The sequence below is a fragment of the Rhizobium sp. NZLR11 genome, assembly GCF_019685115.1.
Lineage (GTDB): Bacteria > Pseudomonadota > Alphaproteobacteria > Rhizobiales > Rhizobiaceae > Rhizobium.
The window spans coordinates 99,087-122,598 of sequence record NZ_JABDWD010000006.1 but is presented as its reverse complement, the minus strand read 5'-3'; the positions used below and the strand labels follow the sequence as shown (position 1 = coordinate 122,598).

Annotated in this window: 23 protein-coding genes; 10 read left to right on the top strand and 13 right to left on the bottom strand. The window is 60.6% G+C overall.

What is annotated here, in order from left to right; translation table 11 throughout:
* Together HJB83_RS12635 and HJB83_RS12630 are read left to right on the top strand one after the other, a co-directional pair.
* Positions 1 to 1,194 (top strand): divergent polysaccharide deacetylase family protein, encoded by a 1,194-nt coding sequence (locus HJB83_RS12635; protein WP_207582275.1) that lies wholly within the window; start codon positions 1 to 3, stop codon positions 1,192 to 1,194.
* A gap of 33 nt (positions 1,195 to 1,227) precedes the next feature.
* Complete coding sequence (locus HJB83_RS12630; protein ID WP_221131602.1) at positions 1,228 to 1,761, top strand: RNA pyrophosphohydrolase; 534 nt, start codon at positions 1,228 to 1,230, stop codon at positions 1,759 to 1,761.
* Positions 1,762 to 1,846: 85 nt separating this feature from the next.
* Here HJB83_RS12630 and bfr read toward each other — a convergent pair whose 3' ends face one another.
* The 5 genes from bfr to HJB83_RS34080 all read right to left on the bottom strand — a co-directional run bounded on the left by bfr (position 1,847) and on the right by HJB83_RS34080 (position 8,674).
* Positions 1,847 to 2,332 (bottom strand): bacterioferritin, encoded by a 486-nt coding sequence (gene bfr / locus HJB83_RS12625; RefSeq protein WP_003589587.1) that lies wholly within the window; start codon positions 2,330 to 2,332, stop codon positions 1,847 to 1,849.
* Positions 2,298 to 2,696, bottom strand: a complete 399-nt coding sequence (locus HJB83_RS34085; RefSeq protein WP_246762769.1) for a (2Fe-2S)-binding protein — start codon at positions 2,694 to 2,696, stop codon at positions 2,298 to 2,300. The genes bfr and HJB83_RS34085 overlap by 35 nt, the downstream gene beginning before the upstream one ends.
* A gap of 122 nt (positions 2,697 to 2,818) precedes the next feature.
* Entirely contained in the window at positions 2,819 to 6,277 is a 3,459-nt protein-coding gene (locus HJB83_RS12615; RefSeq protein WP_221159558.1) for an error-prone DNA polymerase, read from the bottom strand.
* A complete protein-coding gene (locus HJB83_RS12610) occupies positions 6,274 to 7,719 on the bottom strand; it encodes a DNA polymerase Y family protein (protein WP_311043796.1) in 1,446 nt (481 codons plus the stop codon). Before HJB83_RS12610 ends, HJB83_RS12615 begins: the two co-directional genes overlap by 4 nt.
* A gap of 10 nt (positions 7,720 to 7,729) precedes the next feature.
* Positions 7,730 to 8,674: an ImuA family protein gene (locus tag HJB83_RS34080; RefSeq protein ID WP_246762705.1), complete on the bottom strand. Its 945-nt coding sequence runs from the start codon at positions 8,672 to 8,674 to the stop codon at positions 7,730 to 7,732.
* Between the two features lie 161 nt (positions 8,675 to 8,835).
* Between HJB83_RS34080 and HJB83_RS12605 the strand changes: the two genes are divergently transcribed.
* Entirely contained in the window at positions 8,836 to 9,273 is a 438-nt protein-coding gene (locus tag HJB83_RS12605; protein WP_164007305.1) for a metallopeptidase family protein, read from the top strand.
* A 23-nt stretch (positions 9,274 to 9,296) separates the two neighbouring features.
* Here HJB83_RS12605 and HJB83_RS12600 read toward each other — a convergent pair whose 3' ends face one another.
* Entirely contained in the window at positions 9,297 to 9,503 is a 207-nt protein-coding gene (locus HJB83_RS12600; protein ID WP_207582280.1) for a DUF1737 domain-containing protein, read from the bottom strand.
* The gene (locus HJB83_RS12595) at positions 9,503 to 10,408 is read right to left on the bottom strand and encodes a CoA ester lyase (RefSeq protein WP_221131601.1); all 906 of its coding nucleotides are present in this window, start codon (positions 10,406 to 10,408) and stop codon (positions 9,503 to 9,505) included. Before HJB83_RS12595 ends, HJB83_RS12600 begins: the two co-directional genes overlap by 1 nt.
* A gap of 140 nt (positions 10,409 to 10,548) precedes the next feature.
* On the opposite strand from HJB83_RS12595, the gene HJB83_RS12590 reads away from it, so the two are divergent.
* From HJB83_RS12590 to leuD, 3 genes are all read left to right on the top strand, one after another.
* Positions 10,549 to 10,782, top strand: a complete 234-nt coding sequence (locus HJB83_RS12590; RefSeq protein ID WP_164007301.1) for a hypothetical protein — start codon at positions 10,549 to 10,551, stop codon at positions 10,780 to 10,782.
* 109 nt (positions 10,783 to 10,891) lie between these two features.
* The gene (locus HJB83_RS12585; RefSeq protein ID WP_207582282.1) at positions 10,892 to 11,314 is read left to right on the top strand and encodes a glyoxalase/bleomycin resistance/extradiol dioxygenase family protein; all 423 of its coding nucleotides are present in this window, start codon (positions 10,892 to 10,894) and stop codon (positions 11,312 to 11,314) included.
* 236 nt (positions 11,315 to 11,550) lie between these two features.
* The gene (leuD, locus tag HJB83_RS12580; RefSeq protein ID WP_164007297.1) at positions 11,551 to 12,159 is read left to right on the top strand and encodes a 3-isopropylmalate dehydratase small subunit; all 609 of its coding nucleotides are present in this window, start codon (positions 11,551 to 11,553) and stop codon (positions 12,157 to 12,159) included.
* Positions 12,160 to 12,220: 61 nt separating this feature from the next.
* Here leuD and HJB83_RS12575 read toward each other — a convergent pair whose 3' ends face one another.
* The gene (locus HJB83_RS12575) at positions 12,221 to 13,153 is read right to left on the bottom strand and encodes a pyridoxal-phosphate dependent enzyme (RefSeq protein ID WP_207582283.1); all 933 of its coding nucleotides are present in this window, start codon (positions 13,151 to 13,153) and stop codon (positions 12,221 to 12,223) included.
* Between the two features lie 168 nt (positions 13,154 to 13,321).
* Here HJB83_RS12575 and leuB point away from each other — a divergent pair, with 168 nt between their 5' ends.
* Both leuB and lpxE read left to right on the top strand, forming a co-directional pair.
* The gene (gene leuB / locus HJB83_RS12570) at positions 13,322 to 14,434 is read left to right on the top strand and encodes a 3-isopropylmalate dehydrogenase (protein WP_207582284.1); all 1,113 of its coding nucleotides are present in this window, start codon (positions 13,322 to 13,324) and stop codon (positions 14,432 to 14,434) included.
* 278 nt (positions 14,435 to 14,712) lie between these two features.
* On the top strand, positions 14,713 to 15,465 hold the full coding sequence (lpxE, locus tag HJB83_RS12565; protein WP_207582285.1) for a phosphatase PAP2 family protein: 753 nt from the start codon (positions 14,713 to 14,715) through the stop codon (positions 15,463 to 15,465).
* Between the two features lie 34 nt (positions 15,466 to 15,499).
* On the opposite strand, the gene HJB83_RS12560 is transcribed toward lpxE, so the two are convergent.
* The 5 genes from HJB83_RS12560 to HJB83_RS12540 all read right to left on the bottom strand — a co-directional run bounded on the left by HJB83_RS12560 (position 15,500) and on the right by HJB83_RS12540 (position 21,955).
* A complete protein-coding gene (locus HJB83_RS12560) occupies positions 15,500 to 17,386 on the bottom strand; it encodes an MFS transporter (RefSeq protein ID WP_207582286.1) in 1,887 nt (628 codons plus the stop codon).
* Positions 17,387 to 17,573: 187 nt separating this feature from the next.
* A complete protein-coding gene (locus tag HJB83_RS12555) occupies positions 17,574 to 18,842 on the bottom strand; it encodes an ABC transporter permease (RefSeq protein ID WP_221131600.1) in 1,269 nt (422 codons plus the stop codon).
* Entirely contained in the window at positions 18,839 to 19,531 is a 693-nt protein-coding gene (locus HJB83_RS12550) for an ABC transporter ATP-binding protein (protein ID WP_207582288.1), read from the bottom strand. The genes HJB83_RS12555 and HJB83_RS12550 overlap by 4 nt, the downstream gene beginning before the upstream one ends.
* Before the next feature lie 6 nt (positions 19,532 to 19,537).
* Positions 19,538 to 19,999: a hypothetical protein gene (locus tag HJB83_RS12545; protein WP_221131599.1), complete on the bottom strand. Its 462-nt coding sequence runs from the start codon at positions 19,997 to 19,999 to the stop codon at positions 19,538 to 19,540.
* Positions 20,000 to 20,200: 201 nt separating this feature from the next.
* Positions 20,201 to 21,955, bottom strand: a complete 1,755-nt coding sequence (locus tag HJB83_RS12540) for an alkaline phosphatase (RefSeq protein ID WP_221131598.1) — start codon at positions 21,953 to 21,955, stop codon at positions 20,201 to 20,203.
* An 87-nt stretch (positions 21,956 to 22,042) separates the two neighbouring features.
* Between HJB83_RS12540 and HJB83_RS34590 the strand changes: the two genes are divergently transcribed.
* On the top strand, positions 22,043 to 22,255 hold the full coding sequence (locus HJB83_RS34590; protein WP_221131597.1) for a hypothetical protein: 213 nt from the start codon (positions 22,043 to 22,045) through the stop codon (positions 22,253 to 22,255).
* 111 nt (positions 22,256 to 22,366) lie between these two features.
* Positions 22,367 to 23,401, top strand: a complete 1,035-nt coding sequence (locus tag HJB83_RS12530) for an aspartate-semialdehyde dehydrogenase (RefSeq protein ID WP_207582292.1) — start codon at positions 22,367 to 22,369, stop codon at positions 23,399 to 23,401.
* Positions 23,402 to 23,512 lie beyond the last annotated feature (111 nt).

The window sequence follows — 23,512 nt, the reverse complement described above, 5'->3', positions numbered from 1 at the left end:
TTGGGAACGGACCTGCATGCGCCTTTGGGCGGCAACCGCAAAACTGGCAGCCGGCGGCCGGGTGTTTTGCGCCTGGGCCGCATCGCCGCCAGTCTTTGTCTTTTCGCGATAGGCGGCTTTTCCCTCTATACGGCGTTTCGCGGCGATGGGCTCGAACGCACCAAACCACCAGCGGCAGAACGAGCCGCAACGCCCCCCAATACGCCTCCGCCACCGACGACAACCGCCACAAAGACGCCGGACGGCATGCCGCGCGCCGAACCGCGCTCAGGCGCCACTGTCGAACAGATGGTCACCGGCGACGGCTCCGTCGTCACCAAATACAGCCCCCGCCCGCGCGATGGCAGCGGGCCGGTGCTGGTGGATGCCATGCAGATCGGCCAGGATCCGCGCATGGCGGCCCAGCCGAATGAAGCACTGCTCGAACAAACCCCGTTTGGCAGGCTTCCGATCGTCGGTCCCGATGGCCGGCGGCCGATGGATCAATATGCCCGTCCCGCGTCCGGCGCACGCGGTGTCCGCATCGCCATCGTCGTCAGCGGCCTCGGGCTCAGCCAGACCGGAACGCAGCGCGCCATCGCTGAATTGCCGGAGGAAATCACCTTTGCCTTTGCCGCAAGCGGCAACAGCCTGCAGCGCTGGATGCAGGAAGCCCGCCGCGGCGGCCACGAAATTCTTCTGCAAGTGCCGCTCGAGCCGTTTGATTACCCGACGAATGATCCCGGTCCGGAAACGCTGCTGACCACGAAACCGCCCGCCCGCAATATCGAGAACCTGCACAAGGCGATGGGCGAGATCACCAATTATACCGGCGTCATGAATTATCTCGGCGGACGTTTCCTGTCCGATTCCACCGCCATGGAACCTGTCATGCGCGATATCGGCAAGCGCGGCCTGCTGTTCCTCGACGACGGCACGTCGGCGCAGTCGAAGACGGCGGCGGTCGCCAAGGGAACCGAACTGCCCTATGCCTTCGCCGATCTGCAGCTCGATGGCCAGCTCGATATAAACGCCGTCCTGAAGAAGCTCGACGAGCTCGAGCGCATTGCCCGCAAGAACGGCCAGGCAATCGGCGTCGCTTCGGCTTTCGATGAGAGTGTTGACGCCATCGCCAAATGGAGCGAGGAGGCTGCGATGCGCGGCATCGAGATCGTCGGCGTCGCCGCCCTTTCCACCGATCCTCGTAACCCCTGAAATCCCCGAGAAAATCCTTGAACGGAGAAGAAGATGAGCCAGGCGACCGTGAAAGCCGAGGATCTGCCCTACCGCCCTTGCGTCGGCGTAATGATCCTGAACCGCGCTGGCCTTGTCTGGGCTGGACGACGCATTCCCGACGGCAATTCGGAGTATGACGGCTCGCCGCAGCTCTGGCAGATGCCTCAAGGGGGCATCGACGAGGGCGAGGATCCATTGGACGCCGCCTACCGCGAACTCTACGAGGAGACCGGCATCAAGACGGTGACCTTGCTTGCCGAAGCGAGAGACTGGATCAACTATGATCTGCCGCCGGCACTGATCGGTATCGGGCTAAGGGGAAAGTTCCGCGGCCAGACGCAGCGCTGGTTCGCCTTCCGCTTCGACGGCGACGACAGCGAGATCGCCATCAACCCGCCGCCAGGCGGCCACGAGCCGGAATTCGATTCCTGGGAATGGAAGCCGATGCAGGAATTGCCGGGGCTGATCGTTTCCTTCAAGCGCAGCGTCTACGACCAGGTGGTGGCCGAATTCCAGCATCTGGCAGCATTGCAGTCGGAAGACTGATCGATACCGGATGATCGGACGGGTCGGCAGCTGATACCGTCAGATGCGGAACCGGCCGCCCAGGCGGCCGGCTTGTCATCGAATACTATTCGGCTTCGTTGGCGGAATCGGCGTTGAGCTGGCCGTATTTGCTCTCGCCGATTTTCCCGAGCAGATCGAGCTGCGTTTCGAGGAAGTCGATATGGCCTTCCTCATCCATCAGCAGCTCTTCGAAGAGCTTCATCGAAACGTAATCACCGGCCTCGTGACAGATATCGCGCGATTTCTTGTAGGCCGCGCGGGCGTCGTATTCGCCGGCGAGATCGGCTTCCAGCACTTCCTTGACGTTCTGGCCGATGCGCAGAGGCGCAAGGGTCTGCAGATTGGGATGGCCTTCGAGGAAAATGATGCGGGCAACAAGCCGGTCGGCATGATGCATCTCTTCGATGGATTCGGCGCGCTCCTTTTTGGCGAGCTTGGTGTAGCCCCAGTCCTCAAGCAGACGATAGTGAACCCAATATTGATTGACCGCCCCGAGCTCGAGGAACAACGCCTCGTTAAGCCGCTCGATGACCTTTTTGTCGCCTTTCAATGTCCGCTCTCCTGTTTTCCTCATGGAATTGCTTCAAGCGGGACATGAAATCAAATATCTCGGCCTCCGTCGAGTGGCGACGGGCATGATACTCCTCGGTTGTCTGCACAATGATGTCGACGACGTTTGGAAAGCAGCCACAGCAACGACCGCGTTTTTCCATGGCGTGATAGACCTTCGCCGGCACGATAAGCTGCCAACAGTCTTCGTCGAGAAGGTTGGTGATAACCTCCCGGATTTCCTTGTCGGTTATATAATTGCAGCTGCAGACAAGCACGTCTTCATTCCAAACATGACACTGACTATCGTGTTTTCTGCTAAAGAAGATGGTGGCTGTCAAGAAAAAATTCGAGCCCCGCATCAGAGAACAGCGGCGTCCGAATCGGGCCACAGGCATATCGCTGGTGATTATGTAGCGGTTCCAGGGGGATGCAGCCAGAAAGCAGATGAAGGCGCACCGCATGGCCCTGATCGGTGCGATATCTATTAATGGAAGTTGCGGCCGCGCGGCATCACCACAGCGGTTTCCGCTGCGCCGGAATTGCTGTCTGTGGCAGCCATCCGTTTTTCCAGCTCCGCCCTCTCTTGTGCAAGCTTTTTCTGCCGCTGATCGACTCCCGGTCTCAGCACTTCGTCTGCTCGCTCGCAGACCCCGAAACGCCGGGCCTCGCGTTGCAGGATACCGAGCGTCGGCGTCATGTCTTCGATATGCTCGACGACGGTATGGATCACACCGCTCTGGCTTTGCAGCCTGCCGCGGATTTTCACCAGCCGGGCGCCCATCACAACCGAACGGTATGTGTCGAATATCTTGTTCCAGACGATTGCATTGGCCACCCCGGTCTCGTCCTCAAGCGTCATGAAGATCACGCCCTTGGCCGAACCCGGCCGCTGGCGCACCAGCACGAGGCCTGCGATCGTCACCCGATGCCCGTTTGCGACCTTTAAAAGATCGACATTGCGCGTCACGCCCACCTTGCGCAATTCCTCGCGCAGGAAGGAGACCGGATGCGCCTTCAGCGACAGCGAGAGATAACGATAATCCTCGATGACCTGCTCTCCCGGCAGCATTTCAGGCAGCTTCGTTGCAGGCTCGATCTGGAGGTCGAGATGACGGGCCTGCTCGAAAAGCGGCAGCTCCTCGGCGGCGCTCTTCACATCCAGCGCCCGCACAGCCCAGAGCGCGTCGCGTCGTGATAGTTTGAGGGATTGGAACGCATCCGCATCCGCCAGTCGCTCGATGACGGATTTCTGCAGGCCAGACCGCAGCCAGAGATCCCGAACGGAGCTGTAGCCTTTGCCTCGATTTCTGATGAGCAGCTCCATCTCTTTATCCGAAACGCCCTTGATCTGCCGAAAGCCGAGCCGCACCGCGTGCCGTGCCTTGATGACCCCGCGCATCTCATGGTGGCGAAAATCGATGGCATTCGGATCGAAAGCGGCCGCTTCCAGACCGCAGTCCCAGTCGGATTCGTTGATGTCGACCGGCAGGATTTTTACCCCGTGCTCGCGTGCATCCCGCACCAGCTGCGCCGGCGCATAAAACCCCATGGGCTGGGAATTCAGCATCGCCGCGCAGAAGACGTCGGGATAATAGGCCTTGAGCCATGAGGAGGCATAGACCAGCAGTGCAAAGGAGGCGGCATGGCTTTCAGGGAAACCATATTCACCGAAGCCTTTGATCTGGTTGAAACACTGCTGTGCAAATTCCGGGGCATAATCCTTTGAGACCATTCCCTCGAGGAACCGCTTCTCGAAATTGCCGATCGTGCCGGTTCGCTTGAATGTCGCCATCGCTCTGCGAAGCTTGTCGGCTTCTCCAGGCGCAAAGCCTGCAGCTGTGATGGCGATCTGCATCGCCTGTTCCTGGAACAACGGCACGCCGAGGGTTCTTTCCAGAACCGCTTCCAGCTCCTTACTCGGATATTCGATCGGGATATTCTTGGCCCGCTGCTCCCGGCGCTTCAGATAGGGATGTACCATATCGCCCTGGATCGGTCCTGGCCGGACGATCGCCACCTCGATGACGAGGTCGTAGAATACCTTCGGCTTAAGACGCGGCAGCATGCTCATCTGCGCCCGGCTCTCGATCTGGAAGACGCCAAGCGTATCGGCCCGGCCCATCATCTCGTAAACCGGCCTGCCTTCGTCTCCATGCTCCCTGTTGCCGAGATCTGCGAGCGTCTTCTTCACGTCGTAATGCAGTTCAAGCAGCGAAAAACCCTTCCGCAAGCAGGTCAGCATGCCGAGCGCCAGCACATCCACCTTGAGGACCTTGACATTGTCGAGATCGTCCTTGTCCCATTCGATCATGTAGCGATCCGGCATTGCCGTCTTCATGATCGGCACCACTTCATCGAGCCGGTCCCGCGTGATGACGAAGCCGCCGACATGCTGGGTGAGGTGGCGCGGAAAGCCGAGAAGCTCGGAGGCATATTTCAGCACGTTCCTGGTGACCGGATCCTTGATATCGAGACCAGCCGCCTTTGCATCCCTCTCGGAAAGATTATCCTCCGACCAGCCCCAGATGAGGCTGCTGATCGCCGACTGGACATCCTCCGACAGCCCGAAGGCCTTGGCGACCTCGCGGCCGGCCGAACGGGTACGGTAGGTGGTCACCCCCGCCGTCAGCCCGGCATGTTCTCTTTTGTAGGTTCTGTAGATGAACTGGATGACCTCTTCGCGCCGATCATGCTCGAAATCGACATCGATATCCGGCGGTTCGTCGCGATCCATCGAAATGAAACGGTCGAACAGCAGCGTGCTCTTTTGAGGATCGACTTCCGTAATTTCGAGACAATAGCAGATGACCGAATTTGCCGCCGATCCGCGTCCTTGGCACAAGACCTTGAGGTCATAACGGGCGTGCTGGATGATCCTGTGAACCGTCAGGAAGTAGGAAGCGTAGTTCTTGTCGCCGATGAGTTTTAACTCGTAATCGATCTGCGTCGCCACCTTGAGCGGAACACCCTCGGGATAGCGCCTTGCGGCTCCTGCCCTCGTCAGCCTCTCGAGCGTCTGCTGCGGTGTTTCGCCGGGATCGTTTTCAGGTGGATAATTATGCTCCAATTCCTTCAGCGAAAAGCTCAGCTTGCCGAAGAAGGCCTGGCTATTTTCGATCGCACCAGGATAGTCCCGGAAGATCCGGACCATTTCACGTGAATCCTTGAGGTAGCGCTCGGCATTCGGCGCCAGCAGGAATCCGGCTTGCGCTATCTGTATATGCTCCCGGATCGCGATCACCACATCCGAAAGCGGCCGGCGTTCAGGATGATGATAAAGCGGCTGGTTGGTCGCAATCAGCGGCACGCGATTTTGTGCCGCAAGCATGGCAAGCACCGCAAAGACCTGCCTGTCGCGGCCGTCATAGGCTGGCGCCAGCGCCATAAAAAAAGCCTTGCGGAACCGTCTGCGAAATCGTTCCAGATAATCTTCCAGCGTCGACTGACCCGCCTGATGATCGATAAGGGTGCGATCGGGAACGAGCGCAAGCATCATCTCGTCCCCCCATTCCATCAGCTCCGCTTCCGTGAGAATGCAGCTTCCCTTGACCGCTTCTTCCTTCAGATTGCCGGCGCTGAGAAGACGGCAGAGATTTGCCCAGCCCCGCCGATTGCGTGGGTAGGCGAGGATATCAGGCGTGTCATCGGAAAAGACGAGGCGGGCGCCCGGCTGAACCCGGATCGGATGGAGAATCGTTTCTTTTTTCCCTTGCTTCTCCGCCTGGGCCATAATCGCATCGCGGTTCTTGTATCTCTCCTCGAGCTGCTCCGCCTGCGCATGCGCCCTGACTACGCCGGCAACCGAATTCCGGTCCGCAATCCCGAGACCGCCGAGCCGGAGATGAGCGGCCTGCACGACCATCTCTTCCGGACTGGCGGCGCCTTCGAGAAACGAAAAATTCGTTCTCACGCCGATCTCGAAAAATGCGGACCCGCTCTTCATGCAAACACACCGTGCATGAACCAGCGGGGATCAAGTTCCCGGCCGTAGAAACCGCGACGATAGATCCAGAAGCGATGTCCGGTCTCGTCCTCGATACGGAAATAGTCACGCGCCTCGGCGTCATCCCCGTCGATCCACCACTCCATGGCGATCCGTTCCGGCCCTTCGCTTCTTGCCACCTGATGCTGCATGCGCCGCCAGCGGAAAACCTGCGGCGGGCCATCGGGCACTTCGGCAAGCATGATTTCGACCGGCTCCGGCGTGGCAAAGAGCCGTAGCGGACGCTCTTGGCGGAAAGGAAGTTGGATGTCCTGCGCCGCTTTCCGCCTGGGAAGACTATCCATCACAGGAACCGTGATGACGGCGCGTTCCGGCACATGGCTCTCGCGGAGCTGGAAGCTTTGCAGGCAATCCGCGCCAAGCCGGGCCGAGACCCGATCGACGAAGGCCGAAAGCGAGATTTCTCCCTGGCGGTCGCCCTCGAAATCAGCCTGTGCCTCGTTGAAGGGATCATGCCGCAACACATTCAACCGCAGGATTTCGAAACCATAGCCGGCATCGAGATCGTCATAGACCGCCTGCAATCGCTCGGAAAAAAGCCCGGCAATGAACTTTGGTTCGCGAAGCGGCTGCGAAGCGCCGACGGAGATACGAAAGACCCTGCCGTCGACCCGGAACAGCACCAGTTCGAACACCCGCCCGCCGGCGCCTCGCGCCTCCAGCGACGGCTGCAGCGACATGGCGACCTGCCTGGTGACGGCAAGGATCTGTTCTTCCGTCCCGATCGGCTCGATCAGGCGGCTTTCGGCCGAGAGACTGGCAACCGGACGCCGGGGCGAGACCGGCTCCTCTTCACGTCCGAGCGCCTGATCGAGACGCAGAAGCAGCCCCGGGCCGAACCGGCGGGTCAGCGGCGCCCGCGGTGCATCGATGACGTCGCCGACATATTTCAGACCGAGCTTCTTCAGGGCATCGACGGTTCGTCCTTCCAGCCGCAAGGCCGCGACCGGCAAGGGCAGCAGCACATGCTCCGTTTCCTCGTCCTCGATCACGCCGCCTTGCCCGAAGCGCGACGCGGCCCAGGAAAGGCCTGGCGACGACGAGATCGCCCCGCGCGCATCGAACCCCATATGAAAAAGCCGCGACAGCACATCCTTGAGAAGCGTCTTTTCCCCGCCGAAGAGATGGGCGCAGCCGCTAATATCCAGAAACAGGCCGTCCTTGCCGTCGAACGCCACCAGCGGCGTATAGCGGTCGCACCAGTCGGCAATGGCCTCCAGCAACCGGCGGTCGGCCTCCGGATCCTCTTCCGCGACCTCGAGCAATGGGTACATGGCGCGCGCTTCGGCAACGCCCTGCTCCTTCTTCAGGCCCAGCCTCTCGGCCAACTCGTCCAGAGCCGTCAGCCGCATCGCATTGTTGAGCTTGCCGGAACAGACGATAGGCGGCGTCTCAGGACGCCCTTTCGAACGCCAGGAGAGCCCCCACCGCCTGCGGGCGATTCGGTCCGTTGGCAGATGCGGGAAGCTGAGCGCTAGAATCCGTTGACTGTTCGCTTGGAGGACGAACGAGGTTTGGTTCGGCGACAGGGAGAAATTCGCGTTCATGGGGGTTCCACTCCAGAAAAAAGGAGAGCGGGGCCGGGTTACGGCTCTTCTCCAGCGTCAGACGGAAAATCGGATTGCCGATGCTGCCGGAAAGCTTCGATCCATCCGGCAATGGCCGCAGACCGGACGGGGCCGGCTCGACATGCAGACGGAAGGCCGCGCTGCTCGCCTCCTCCGCCCCGGCTTGACGGACAATAAAGAGCGGACGGCGGGCAGCACGCGCCCGAAGGCTGAGCCTGCGGCTTTCGGTCAGACCGAAATGGGCGGGATTGCCGCGCACTTCGAAGATGACGGCCGAAAAAGCAGCGCTTTCCACCGCCGTCTCCACCAGCCAGAGCGCCTCGTCCAGCTTGCGCGGCGCCGCATGGAGAAACCGCTCCGGGCTCAGCCCGAAATCCAGAAGCCCGGGGGCATAGGGACGGCCGGCCTCCAGCGTGCCGACAGCATCGCCGATCCAGAGGAACGGCGAAAGCCTGCCGGCATCCGCTTCCTGCTTCTGCAGCCGCGCTGCGACAGCCATTGCCAGCCCGCTGGCAGCACCTGCATCGCGAGACAAAATCGAGCGGAATTCGGTGATTGCATCGAGCGGCAGACCGCCTTCCAGCGCCTCATCAAGACATTCCACCCCAAACGCCAGCGGCGGCAGAATGCATCTCCGGGGCGCCTTGCCGCCTTCCGCCAGGGTTTCCCGCTCGGCCGCCGCAAGCGCCGGCGCCGGCTTCCCCTCTAGTCTGGCGATGGTTTCGCGGAGCGCAAAAAGCCGCTCGCGCGCCAGGGCGTGCTGCGCCATGGCGTTTCTCCAATCCGTCTTGTTCCTGTTATGTTCTTATAGATTCCAGAGAGCTAATGAAGAGTCAACGGCCATTTTATATGAATTTATTCCTGCCTTTGATTCCGCACTCGAAAATCGGCGATAAAGGTTCTATATGGCCCGCAAAGGAAGGATTATTCATGGCCCGCATAGACCAGAGCGATGATTGGCGGGACCGCCATGCGCCGACGATAAGCGCCTTCGAGTCGCTGGCCATGGAGGCCTACAGCCATCTGCCGGAAGAATTCCGCCAGCTGACCACCAACCTGACGATCGAGATCGAAGATTTCCCCGATGACGACGTGTTCGAGGACATGGCGCTGGAAACCCCTTTCGATCTGCTTGGTCTTTTCGAGGGCAGGGGCATTTCCGAACGTTTCACAGTGGAAACCGGCGAGATGCCCAACCGCATCCGCCTCTATCGGCGGCCTATTCTCGATTACTGGGCTGAGAATGACGAGACGCTCGGCGACATCATCACCCACGTCCTGATCCACGAAATCGGCCACCATTTCGGGCTGAGCGACGATGATATGGAGCGGATCGAGGAAAGCGCCGAGGAAGCCGCCGATCGCTGAAGCCGGGTGTCCGGCAGAACGAGCTATTGCTCGGAGAGCTTCACCTCGGGATGGTAATCCTTGCCTTCGACAGTCTTGACGACGGCCTGGCCGCACTGCATCGCGCCGGTCGCGGCATTGAAGGCATATGTCGGCGAGCCCTCCAGTGACCAGCCCTTGTTGAGGGCGGCGGTGACCTTGTGGCAGAAGGAAGCATCGTCGGGACCGGTCAGGAAGCGGTAGAGTTTCATCAGGCGGGCTTTCTTGCAGAAATCAGGCGAGCTTTATGAACCAGAGCTTCGGCTTGGACAAGATGCAGCCGCTCGATCATCCGCCCACCTGAATTGATGACGTTCAAACCATCGGAAGCGGGGTCGGCAAAGGCTGATATGATCGCCTCTGCTTCCGCAATGGCCGCCGGATCCGGGCCGAAATGGCGGTTGGCAGGCTCGATCTGGGTGGGGTGGATCAGCATCTTGCCGGCAAAACCCATGGCCCGGCCCTGCAGGCATTCGGCATCGAAACCCTGTTCGTCCCTGAAATCGTTGAAGACGCTGTCGATTGCATCGAGCCCGTAAGCGCTGACCGCCAGGACGACCTGCATCAGCCATGGCACGAGATAGGTCCGCCCCGGCTGGGCCAGCACGCCCGTTTCCCTGCGCAGGTCGTTGAGCCCGACGACGAGGCAATCGAGCCGCGAGCCCGTCGTGCGTCCCGCTTCCGCGATTGCCGCTGCATTCAGGATGCCGCGCGGCGTCTCGATCATCGCCCAGATGCGCAGATCTTCCGCTGCATCCGCTTCGAAGAGAAAGTCGCTGATATCAGTGATATCCTGCGGCTCGTCGACCTTCGGCAGCAGCACAGCATCGGGACCAAGCGCCGTCACCAGCTCCATGTCCGCCGGCCCGAAATCCGATGACAGGCTGTTGATGCGGATAATCCGCTCCTTGTTTTCGAGCGGCCGATCCGAAAAGAAGCGCCTCAGGTTTTCCCGCGCTTGCCCCTTCTTTTCCGGCGCCACGGAATCTTCGAGATCGAAGATCACCGCATCGCAATCGACCGCATGGGTCTTTTCGAGGGCACGCAGATTGATGGCGGGCACACTCAGCACCGAACGGCGCAGGCGGACGGAGCGGGTCGCTGGGTTTCGGCTCATGGCTGAATTAGTGCCAAGCTTTGAAGGCCGAAGCAAGCAGCCCGCCCCGGAACGACGCGCAGAACAACAAAAAGCCATGCTTGCCTTGCAGAGAGGAAAAAGAAGGACCACATTCCTTTCCGAAGAAAGGTCTCAAACCCATGCAGAACATTCGCTCCATCTTCTTCATGCTTGCCGGCGCCACCGTTTTCGTGGCCATGCTGCTTTTCACCTTCTCGGTGACGCTTGCCGTCGGCGGCATCCTGACCGTGCTCATGGTCGGACGCGCGCTTTCGATGAAGATGAAGCCCGCTCCAGTCCGCGCCAAGGCAAACAACGGTAAGCCGGAGATGCGCATCTGGAACGACGGCCGCGGCACGATTATCGATCTCTGAGCAGCTCTCGCTAAAAAAGCCGACCGACATTGTCGCATCATGCTTCCATCATACGTCTTTGAAGCAGCCGGGCATTCTGCCGGCGCTTCACAACGAATGGAGGACGAGCATGGATGCGACGACGGAAAACAATCCGGTCAAGATGCCGCCGGTCAAGAATGGCCTACTTCCCTATCTGACGGTCGGTGGCGCGGTCAAAGCCGCGGAATTCTACAAAAAAGCCTTCGGCGCCGAAGAAGCCTATATCGTGCCGGTCGACGAGAGCGGCCGGACGATGCATGTGCATCTCTACATCAACGGCAGTTCCCTCATGCTGTCGGATGCCTATCCCGAATACGGCCATCCCTTCAAAGGCCATGAAGGCTTCGCCATCCAGCTGGTTATCGACGATATCGATTTCTGGTGGGAGCGCGCTGTCGCCGCCGGTGCCGAGGTCGTCATGCCGGTCGAACTGATGTTCTGGGGCGACCGCTACGGCCAGCTTCGCGACCCGTTCGGCGTCCTCTGGGGCCTGAACGCACCGACCAAGTAACGGCACGTACGCAGAGGGCAGGCCGCGCGAAACGTCGCGTGGCCGCCATCTAAAGCATGTCGCGCAAAAGTGTGCAGCGGTTTTTGCGATGACGACATGCGGGAAGCAAAGACCTAAAGCGTGACAAGCCATCTGAAAGATCGTGACACGCTTTAGAAAGATTCTCCTTCATTTCGGCGGAAAACTGGACTAGATGCAAAATCAGGAAGTAGATTTGCTGAAATGGAGCATGGGTCATGGATAAATTCGTGAAGCTCACGGGCGTTGCAGCGCCCCTGCCGGTCGTCAACGTCGACACCGACATGATCATTCCGAAGGATTATCTGAAGACGATCAAGCGCACCGGCCTCGGCACCGGCCTTTTCGCCGAAGCCCGCTACAACGAGGACGGCTCCGAAAACCCCGATTTCGTGCTGAACAAGCCGGCCTACCGTGATGCCAAGATCCTGGTTGCCGGCGACAATTTCGGCTGCGGCTCCTCGCGCGAGCACGCGCCCTGGGCGCTCCTCGATTTCGGCATCCGCTGCGTCATCTCGACCAGCTTCGCCGACATTTTCTACAACAATTGCTTCAAGAACGGCATCCTGCCGATCATGGTCAGCCAGGAAAATCTCGACAAGCTGATGGACGACGCCTCGCGCGGCTCCAATGCCATCCTGTCCATCGACCTTGAGAACCTGGAGATCACCGGCCCCGATGGTGGCTTGATCAAGTTCGATCTCGACGAATTCAAGCGCCACTGCCTGCTGAACGGCCTCGACGATATCGGCCTGACCCTGGAAAAGGGCAGGGCGATCGACAGCTTCGAAAAGAAGAACGCCGCTTCGCACCCTTGGGCGGCCTAAGTGCTCTCCAATAAATTATCGATCAAGCCGGGCTTCGCCCGGCTTTTTCTTTGATCTCAGATCAGAGAAACTTCTCTTTCCAGCCCTTAAGCTTTTCGAGCGACACGCCGATGCCGCCGCAGACTTCGATGAGCGGATTGTTAAAGCGCGCGAGCAGCCCGGCATGCACATCGGCAACGGCCAGTGCCGCACCGCAGGCCGGCTCGACCAGAATGCGCTGCGCATCGGCAAATTTCAGGCAGGCGGCAACGGCATCGGCGTCGCTGACGACAATGCTTTCGATCGGATGCTGCTTCGGCAGGTCAAAGACATGCTGCGCCACCTGCCGCGCGCCGAGCGAAGTGGCAATCGAGGTTATGGCGGCAAGAGTGATACGCTCATTCGCTTCGAGGCTGGCATTCAGCGAGGCCGCCCCTTCGGTTTCGACGGCGATCACCGGCACATCGGAAAGCCCGTTGCGCTTCAACCCCTCGACAATGCCGGCAAGCAGCCCACCACCGCCGACGCTGGTGACGACGCAATCGAATTTCGCACCCTTCGCCACCACCTCGTCGATCAGCGTCGCATGGCCATCCCACAGAAGCGGATGGTCGAAGGGGTGAACATAGGTCGCCTTGCGGCTGCGGGCGAGTTCGACCGCATGGGCATTGGCCTCGTCGAAAACCGAACCATGAACGAGCACTTTCGCGCCCGTTGCGGCAATCGTCTGTTGCACATCGGCGGCCGTCGTCTCCGGCACGACGATGGTGACCGGCACACCGAGCGCCCGGCCGGCATAGGCGGCGGCAATGCCGGCATTACCGCCGGACGCACAGAAGATCTCGCGCGCACCATTTTCCACCTCGTACTGGCAAAGCCGGCCGACGCCGCGCAGCTTGAAGCTGCCGGAAGGCTGCAGCGCATCGAGCTTCAGCCAGAGCGGTTTGCCGCTGGCGCTGTAGCCTGGTGCTGTCTGAACCAAGGGCGTATCGAGATGGAGGGGTGCTGAAGGCATGGGAACATCCGGGGACATAAAGGTGGCTGACCGGTTCTAATCCTTTTGCGGGCACAGGAGCAACCGTCGCAGCTCAAAGCGAAGCGTACCGATTCATCCCTTCTCTCGCTTGAAATGCCCATTTCCGGGGTCTAAGAAACCGCAACTTGTTTTTCCCAGGAGGGTTTCATGACTGTGCGCAATCTTTTCCTGCTGCCGGGTGACGGCATCGGTCCCGAGGCCATGGGCGAGGTCCGCAAGATCATCGCCTATATGAACGAGGCGATGGATGGCGGTTTCGTCACCGACGAAGGCCTTGTCGGCGGCTCTGCCTATGATGCCCACGGCGCGGCGATCTCGGAAGCCGACATGCAGAAAGCGCTTGCCGCCGATGCCGTTCTCTTCGGTGCCGTCGGCGGCCCGAAATGGGATAGCGTGCCTTACGAAGTGCGCCCGGAAGCCGGCCTGTTGCGGCTGCGCAAGGATCTGCAGCTGTTTGCGAACCTGCGCCCCGCCATCTGCTATCCGGCTCTTGCCTCGGCCTCGTCGCTGAAGCCGGAACTGGTCGAAGGCCTCGATATTCTGATCATCCGCGAGCTGACGGGCGGCGTCTATTTCGGCGAGCCGAAGGAGATCATCGATCTCGGCAACGGCCAGAAGCGCGGCATCGACACGCAGGTCTACGACACTTACGAGATCGAGCGCATCTCCGGCGTCGCCTTCGAAATGGCACGCACGCGGCAGAACCGCGTCTGCTCGATGGAAAAGCGCAACGTCATGAAGTCTGGCGTGCTCTGGAACCAGGTGGTGACCGAGACGCACAAGGCGAAATATTCCGACGTCCAGCTCGAACACATGCTGGCCGATGCCGGCGGCATGCAGCTGGTACGCCAGCCCAAGCAGTTCGACGTCATCGTCACCGACAATCTCTTCGGCGACATGCTCTCCGACGTCGCCGCCATGCTGACCGGCTCGCTCGGGATGCTGCCGTCGGCCTCGCTCGGTGCGCCTGATGGCAAGACCGGCAAGCGCAAGGCGCTCTACGAGCCGGTGCACGGCTCGGCCCCCGACATTGCCGGCAAGGGCATCGCCAATCCGATCGCGATGATCGCCTCCTTCGCCATGTGCCTGCGTTACTCTTTCAACCTGGTGAAGGAAGCCGACGACCTGGAAAAGGCGATCGCCAACGTGCTCGACAAGGGCATCCGCACCGGCGACATCATGGCCGATGGCGCAAGGCAGGTCGGCACCGTCGAGATGGGCGATGCGATTCTCGGCGAGTTCAAGACGCTTTCCGCCTGATATTTCACGTGAAACAGTTCCAGCCCTTCGCATCCCGGATGCGAAGGGCTTTTTAATCCACGGCCGAGGAGTCGCAAGCCGCTCGGTCGAATTCTCCGAAACGGACTATTCTCGGCCACAATCTCGTGTATTTTTGCGCCGGATTTCAGCGAGCGCTAACCCCAAATCGGAAGCGATTTTCGCAATGGATTATGCGCCAATTCAAAGTTCGACAGGGTCCTTTGCATGTCTGAAGAGACGGGCGGCGCTGTAGGGCAAAATTCGAACGGACGACGGCAATGCGGGCATTTTGGGCTTCCCTGGACAGGCGCTGGCGCCGGAGCGGCGTCGGCATGCCGCCTCTGCGTTGGCAGGCCTGCCTCTTTATCACGCTCAATGCCGTGATCCTCTCCATGCTGCTCTTCGATGCGCCGATCGGCGCCAGCGAAGTGCCCGCGCCAGTGAAGCATCTCGGCGAGTTGATGACCGGTTTCGGCGATTCCGCCTGGCTGATCTACACCAGCATCCTGCTGTTCTTTCAGGGCCGGGCGGGCTACAAGCTTGTGAAGACGGCGCGCTCCAAGGCACAGGCGCTATATGTCAGCTGGATCGGCGCCTACCTCTTTGCCACAGTCGTCTTCTCCGGGCTTCTCGCCAATCTGCTGAAGCGGGCAATCGGCAGGGCGCGTCCCGATCATTTTCACGACTACGGCATGTTTTCCTTCACGCCTTTTTCAGGCCACGCCGCTTTCGAAAGTTTCCCGTCCGGCCATTCCACCACGGTCGGTGCCTTCTTCGCCGCATTTGCCCTGCTGTTTCCGCGCTACCGCATTGTCTTCATCGCCGGCGCCATCTGGCTTGGCATGACGCGTGTCATGGTCGGCGCCCATTATCCGAGCGACGTCATCGCCGGCCTTGCCTTCGGCGCCTGGTTCTCGCTGCTGACGGCGATCGTCTTTGCTCGCTGCGGCCTGCTCTTCAAACTGGCGCCGGATGGATGGCCGCTGTCGAAGCAACTGTTCCCTGACATAGGAAAGCCCGGCGCCTTGTGAGGGCCGGGCCTTTTTCGTCAAGTTTGAACGCAGATCAATCCATTGCGTGGATATCTCTGTTCTTCGTTTCCGGCAGGAAGAGCAGGCCGATCACCAGCGTGATCGACGCAAAGACGATCGGGTACCAGAGACCGTAATAGATATCGCCCGCAGCTGCGCTCATCGCGAAGGCCGTCGCCGGCAGCAAGCCGCCGAACCAGCCGTTGCCGATGTGATAGGGCAGCGACATGCCGGTATAACGGATGCGGGTCGGGAAGAGCTCGACCAACAGAGCGGCGATCGGTCCGTAGACCATCGTCACATAGAGGACGAGCACGAACAATATGGCGATCGTACCGGTCCAATTGACCCGGGCAGGGTCGGCGGTCATGGCGAAGCTGCCGCCATTGGCGACGTTGTAGACCGCCATGTCGGTGACGCCATTGGCCTCATCCGCCGTCAGCAGCTTGGTCTCGACCAGCTTCGCCGCCGGTACAGTTTCCTTCTCGCCGGCGCGCACGGTATCGGCGTTGAGCGACAGTTCCGGATTGGCCGCGATGAAGGCATCGAGCTTGGCATCCGGCACCTTGACGGCGCCGCGCTTCAGCGGATAGCCGGCATCGTGGAGCGCGATGTTGACGCCCTTCTCGAAGGCGGCGGTCATGCCCTTGGCCTTGTCGCCGGCGGCGACGACGTCGAAGCTCGTAATCGTCCCGTTGCCGACCTTCACCGTTGCCGGCTGACCGGCGGGGCCGGGAACGACATCATAAGGCACCGAGTTTTTCGTCAGGAATGCCGTCGCCACGTCGCAGGAATTGGTGAACTTCGACGTGCCGGTCGGATTGAACTGGAATTTACAATCCGTCGGATCGGCCGTAACCGTTGCCCGGATCGAGGCCTGTGCTTCGGCAAGCGCCGGGTTCGCCGTCCAGGTCATCGCCTTGAACAGCGGATTATAGGTCACCGCCGCGATGAGAAGGCCCGCCATTATGATCGGCTTGCGGCCGATCTTGTCGGAGAGGCCACCGAAGATGACGAAGAATGGCGTCGCGAGGAAGAGCGCGATGGCGACCATGATATTGGCCGACTGCAGGTCTACCTTCAGGACGTTCTGCAGGAAGAACAGTGCATAGAACTGGCCGCCGTACCAGACGACCGCCTGGCCCATGGTGGCGCCGAGAAGCGCGATGATCGCGATCTTGGCATTTTTCCATGTCCCGAAGGCTTCGGTTAGCGGCGCCTTGGAGCCCTTGCCTTCCGCCTTCATCTTCTGAAACGCCGGCGATTCGTTCATCTTCAAGCGGATCCAGACCGAAACGCCGAGCAGAACGACCGATACCAGGAACGGAATGCGCCAGCCCCAGGCAGCGAATTGAACCGCGCCCATCAGATATTGCACCAGGACGATGATGATCAGCGACAGGAACAGGCCGAGCGTCGCCGTCGTCTGGATCCATGACGTGAAATAACCGCGACGCCCGTTCGGCGCATGTTCGGCGACATAGGTGGCAGCACCGCCATATTCACCGCCAAGCGCCAGACCCTGGAGCAGGCGCAGCCCGATCAGGATGATCGGCGCCGCGATGCCGATGGTGGCGGCACCCGGCAGGATACCGACGAGGAAGGTCGACAGACCCATGATCAGGATCGTCACCAGGAAGGTATATTTGCGGCCGACCAGATCGCCGAGACGGCCGAACACCAGCGCGCCGAAGGGACGCACCAGGAAGCCGGCGGCAAAGGCGAGCAGCGTGAAGATGTTGCGCGTCGCCTCGGGATATTGGGTGAAATAGGTCGCGCCGATATAGGTGGCGAGGGAACCATAGAGATAGAAATCATACCATTCGAAAACGGTGCCGAGCGAAGAAGCGAAGATGACCTTCTTCTCCTCCCTCGTCATCGGACCGGCCTTCGCGCCGTCGATGCTTGCGACATTTGCCATTGTCTGTCCTCCACAGAGTGATGAAAACGCGCGCGACCTACTCTCCTCAAAGCAGACCCCTGGCCGCGACACGCCTGGCGAGAGTGTGCCAGAAACGACAGATCAAAAAGAGAGAGGCTTTGGGATTATGACTTTAGTCTAACGGGGGCGAGCTTTGGCAGCCAGCGACGCGATCCTCCGGCCCAGGTTACGCCCTCAGCGCTTGCGCCGGCGATTGCCGGTAGGCGAGCACTGCCGGCAGCGCGGCAAGAATTGTGGCAAAGACGAGCAGCACCGCCGCAAGCCCGGCGTCGTCACGGACGAAGCCGACCGGCATGGCCATCCCGCTCGTCTGCGAGACCATGGCGGACAAGGTCAGCGCCGCGGCAAACCCAAGTGCAAATCCGAGCCCGATGCCGACTGCCACCACGAAGAAGAACTCCAACCAGACGATGCCGAAAATCGCGCCGCGCGGAGCGCCGAAGGCCCTCAGCGCGCCGATCTGGCGGCGGCGCTGGCCGATATGGATGACCGTGACCAGCACCAGCGAGGCTGCGACGAGAGCTTGGGCGCCGGCAGCGACCGCGACGAGGATCTGCTTGGCGTCGCCGAGCGTGGCGTAGAGATTGGTCAGCACCTCGCCGGGGAAGACGGCGACGGTATTGCCGCTGCGATAGTCCTGCCGCAGCTTGTAGGCATCGGCGATCGTCTTCGGTTTTACCATAATGGCGGGAAGGCCCGGAGCATCTGCAGCCCATTTCTCGTCAAGTACGGCATCCGGGTCGATCTCGCCGTGATGCTCATGCTGGTGGGGATCGGCGCCGGCATGCTCATGATCGTGTCCGGTCGCCCCGGCGCTTTCATGCTCGCTCGCCCCCAGACCATGGATATGCCAGACAGCCTGGATCGGAACCAGAATGGCCCGGTCCCAGGCGGTGCCTGTCGGCCGCAAGCGGCCGACGATATGATAAACGAGTTCGGTATGGGTCTCGCCGCCCTCTTCCACCGAACCGTGCATCGGCTTGATCTCAGCCTCGAGCGAAAGCTTGACGGCGGAGCCGATCACTGCCTCCCCCTCGCGCGCGAAAACCGTACCCTCGGCAAAGCCGCCGGACAGCTTGTCCGCCAGCATCACCGTCGTGCCGACGATCGGATAGCCGGAGAAGGAATCACCGAAGCCGATCGGGACTGCCCAGTCGACACGGGGATCGGCGGCGAGCCTGACCAGCACGTCACCCGGCATCAGCGGCAAAGGCGAGGGCTGCAGGAAGACGGAGGACAGCACCAGCTGCGTCTCGCTGCCGCCTGCGCCGATGACGAGATCGAACTTGTCGGCGGCGCGCGCGCTGCCGAGACGAAGCGCCCGCTCCTGCAGCACGACGCAAACGCCGAGCGCCGTCGCCAGCGCCACCAGCAGCACGACCACCAGCGACCCCGCCCAGAGGCGGCGAAGATCGGCAAGGATGAAGCGGATCATACAGCCTCTCCCGCCGCTGCAGCGGAATCGTCGCTGATCCGGCCGGAGCCGAAGGTGATGCGCCGGTCGAGGCGGCTGGCCAGGCGCAGATCATGCGAAACGATGATCAGCGTGCTGCCTTCGGCCGCGGCAAGATCGAGGATGAGATCGCCGACCGTCTCGCCGCTTTCGGCATCAAGGCTCGCTGTCGGCTCGTCAGCGATGATGACGCCGGGCTTGCGCAGCAGCGCCCGGGCGATCGCCACGCGCTGCATCTCGCCGCGCGACATGGTTTCGATCTTCTGGCCTGGGCGGGAAAGATCGACCGAACTCAAAAGCGCATGCGCCCGCTCGATGACGGCGGGGGTGGCGGCCCAAGCAAGCCGCGCCGGCAAAAGCACGTTTTCCACCGCCGACAGGCCGGGGAAGAGATAGAACTCCTGCATGACCAGGCCGATATTGGCGGCGCGGAACCGATCGCGCCGGCTCTCGGAAAAACTGGCGATATCCTCGCCGTTCCAGCGGATGCGGCCCCGGCGTGTTCGCTCCAGCCCGGCAACGATATTGACGAAGGTGCTCTTGCCGGAGCCGGACGCACCTGTGATGGCGACCCTGCTGCCGGCATCGATCGAAAGACGACCGATTGCCAGCGCCGGCGAGGACAGGCCCGAGAAGGTGACGTCAAGGTTTTCGATATCAAGAGCGAGCATATCGGATCAGACAGAAAAATATTCGGCCTGGCGGATACGCAACAGGCTGACGAAGCCGGTGTCCGGATCCGTCCAGGAGCCGTATTCCAGCGTGCCGCGCACCTCGATCGTCTGGCGCGGCTGCACGAAGGTCTGTTTCTCCAAGAGATAGACGACGACGATATTATCCGGCCAGTCCGCATCCGAGGAGCAGAAGGGGCAGAGCGACATCGGCACTTCGGTCAACACGAAGAACTGCGCCTCGGCCTTCAGCGGCGGCGCCATGAAGCCCTTCATGCTGATTTCCTGCCCGGCGAGGCGCTTCACCTTGTCGGAGAATTCAAGGCCGAGTACCCCGAACTTGCCATAGAGCTCGTCGAAGGAGAGCGAGGGATCGGCAGCGCGAACGACGGAAGCGGTAAAAGGAAGCGCAACGGCGGCGCCGATCAGCCGGCGGCGGCTGAGATGCAGCGAAGAGAATATATCCATAGCGACCTCCAGGAAGCAAATCCCGGCCGTTAGCGCATCGGCCTGAAAATCGGAATCGATTTTCAGAAAGCACGATGCGTAGATTCAAAGTGTTACAGCGTCCTTTGCGCATCTGAAAAGACGCGCGGCGCTGTAGCCGGCCGGATAATAATCGACAAGAAAGGCAAGGCCGCCAAGCGGCCTTGCCGGATCGGCTTGCGATCAGTTCGTCTGCTTGGCGCCGAGAGCGAAGGTGTCGGCGAGCACGCGATAGACGTCGCTCTGTTCGAGGTAGCCATGGAACTCTTCCGAGCCCGGGCCGGCCGACTGCAGGACGACGTCGTCGACCGCATGGACGCCGCTCTCGCTGCTCTTCGGTAGATTGCCCTGAACGAAGACCGCGCCGGGAACATCCTTGTACTGTTCGTTGGCGACATATTCCTTCTTTTCGTTCTGGACGGCCGGAACGAAGGGACCGTCGAGCTTCGGACGGAAGGTTTCGTAGTGGTCAGGGCCGTTATTGGCACTTAGAAACAAGCGGCGGCTGACGTCGATCTTATCAGGGTATCCGTCGCCGTTTTCGTCCTTGTAGTTCGGGAAACCAGCCTCGGCATAGGTCCCGACCTTTTCGCGCATTTCGGTGCCGGGCTTCTCATCATCGACGGTGCCGATGATCGAGACACCATGCGTATGGTCACCGGTGACGACAATCAGCGTATCGGGATGAGCCTTCTGGAATTCGCGGGCGACGCCGATCGCCTGGTCGAATTCGATGGTTTCGACGACGGCGCGATCCCAATCGAGCGGATGCGACATCTTGTCGATCGAGGAACCTTCGACCATCAGGAAGAAACCATCAGGATTCTTGGAGAGGCGGTCGATCGCAACCTTGGTCATGGCGACGAGACCCGGCTGGTTCGGGAACTTGTCGACGGTGCCCTTCTTCAGGAACTCGCGGTCGAGCGTCACGTCCATATTGCCGGTGTGGAAGAGCCCGAGGAGATTGCCTTCGGCCGACGCATTGGCTGCGAGCTCGTTCTTGTCGGTCGCAAGCTTGTAACCGGCATCCTGAAACAGCTTGATGTAGTCCTGGTTGTCCTTGCGCTTGGAACCGGCGACCTCCTTGCCGAGGAAATAGGCCGAGCCGCCGCCGAGCAGGACTTCAGGCTTGACGTCGAGCAGCATGCCGACGACGTCGGCCTTGTCATTGCGGTTACGGGTATGGGAAACAACAGCAGCCGGCGTGGCGTCTTCGACTTCGGCGGTTGCGACGATGCCGATCGACTTCTTGGTCATGCGGCGAACGGCTTCCGCGAAGGTTTCGACACGCGGGTCGTCCAGCGAGGCCGGCGTACGGTCCGCGTAAACGCCGATCGCGTTGACGGCCGTCTTGTGGCCCGTCATGTAGGCCGACATGGTGTTGGCGGAGTCGGTGGCAACGGCATTCGTCGCCGAGGTGCCGACAAAGGCCATGCGATCAAGATCGTCCATGTTCAGACGGCCATTCGCCTTACCTTCGGTCATGCCCTTGGACATGATGCGGGCGGCGGTGCGATGCGCGACGGAAAGACCATCGCCGAGCAGGAAGATGATGTTCTTAGCCTTTGGCTGACCAGCGGTTTCGTAAACGTTCCAGGTGACGGATTTCGTTTCGTCGCCGGCAGCGACCTCGACCTTGTAGGCGCCTGGAGCGGAAATCTTCAGGCCGCGCAGCAGGAGAGCGGAGCCGAGAGCCTTGTCATCCTTGCCCTTTTCCAGCTCGACGAACTGTGCCTCGCCCCCGAGGACGGTTTTGTAGTCCTGACCGTTGACCGTGATCTTCACGTCTTCGGGCTTGACCTGCTTGTTGAGTTCTACCTTGAAATCGAATGGCGAACCGGCAAGAATCGTCGCGCGATCAAGCGGATAGACCGTCGTCGCCTGAGCGGCGCCCGCAAGGATGGTGGTGGCCGCAAAAGCGGCAAGAAGCGTACGCATGGAAAACCCCCGTTTTCGTTGCAGACAGTAACAACCGGGCCGGGATATCTCTCGAGGATGACAGCGGCATGACAAAATGTCGCACCATTGTGGCCGCCGCTTTCGCCGTCCGGCTCTGAGCGCAAAAACCTTGACTCCTGTGGAAAACCTTCTAAGAGCAACAACGGAAAAGGAATCTCCATGGTTCACGACGAACACGCCATTGCCGACCGCAATGACCGGGCACAGTTTGCCGGGGTGGACATTGCCGTTCCGGTTTCTGCCAAAACCAAGGCCAAAACGACGACGAAAACCGTCTGACGTCTCTGGCCTGCCGCTCTCTCCCCGGCTCGGCTGGGGACAGGAAGACGCGATCCGTCGCGCCTTTCCCCTCACCGGAAAAGAGGAGAGAAGAGAAAGAGAGCTTGAGAAATGGGTTTCAAAGTAGCAGTTGCGGGAGCGACCGGAAACGTCGGCCGGGAGATTCTCAACATCCTCTCCGAGCGGGGCTTCCCCGCCGATGAGGTCGTGGCGCTTGCCTCCTCGCGTTCGCAGGGTACCGAAGTTTCCTACGGTGACCGGACGCTGAAGGTATCCAATATGGAGAATTACGATTTCTCCGATACCGACATCTGCCTGATGTCGGCCGGCGGTGAGATCTCCAAGAAGTTCTCGCCGAAGATCGGCCAGCAGGGCTGCGTTGTCATCGACAATTCCTCGGCCTGGCGTTACGACGCCGACGTGCCGCTGATCGTGCCGGAAGTGAACCCGGATGCCATCAGCCTGTTCACCAAGCGCAACATCATCGCCAATCCGAATTGCTCGACTGCCCAGCTGGTGGTGGCGTTGAAGCCGCTGCATGACTTCGCCAAGATCAAGCGTGTCGTTATCTCGACCTACCAGTCGGTCTCCGGCGCCGGCAAGGACGGCATGGACGAGCTCTTCAATCAGACACGCGCCGTTTTTGTCGCCGATCCGATCGAAAATAAGAAGTTCACCAAGCGTATCGCCTTCAACGTCATTCCGCACATCGATAGCTTCATGGAAGACGGCTACACCAAGGAAGAGTGGAAGGTGCTGGCCGAGACGAAGAAGATGCTCGACCCGAAGATCAAGGTGACCTGCACGGCAGTGCGCGTGCCGGTTTTCATCGGCCATTCGGAATCGGTCAATATCGAGTTCGAAAACGAGATCACCGCCGACCAGGCCCGTGACATCCTGCGCGATGCGCCGGGCTGCCTCGTCATCGACAAGCGCGAGGACGGCGGCTACATCACGCCTTATGAGTCCGCCGGCGAGGACGCGACCTACATCTCGCGCATCCGCGAAGATGCGACGGTCGAAAACGGCCTCAACATCTGGGTGGTCTCCGACAATCTGCGCAAGGGTGCGGCATTGAACGCCATCCAGATTGCTGAGCTGCTCGTCAATCGTGGCCTTGTCAAACCGCGCAAGCAGGCCGCCTGATACCATTTGTAAACCATAATATGCTAAAGCCCTGCTGATGAAGGCAGGGCTTTTTGCCGAACAGTAAGCGCCCTTATCCATAAGCGCTTACTGAAAGGTGATCGTGACAAG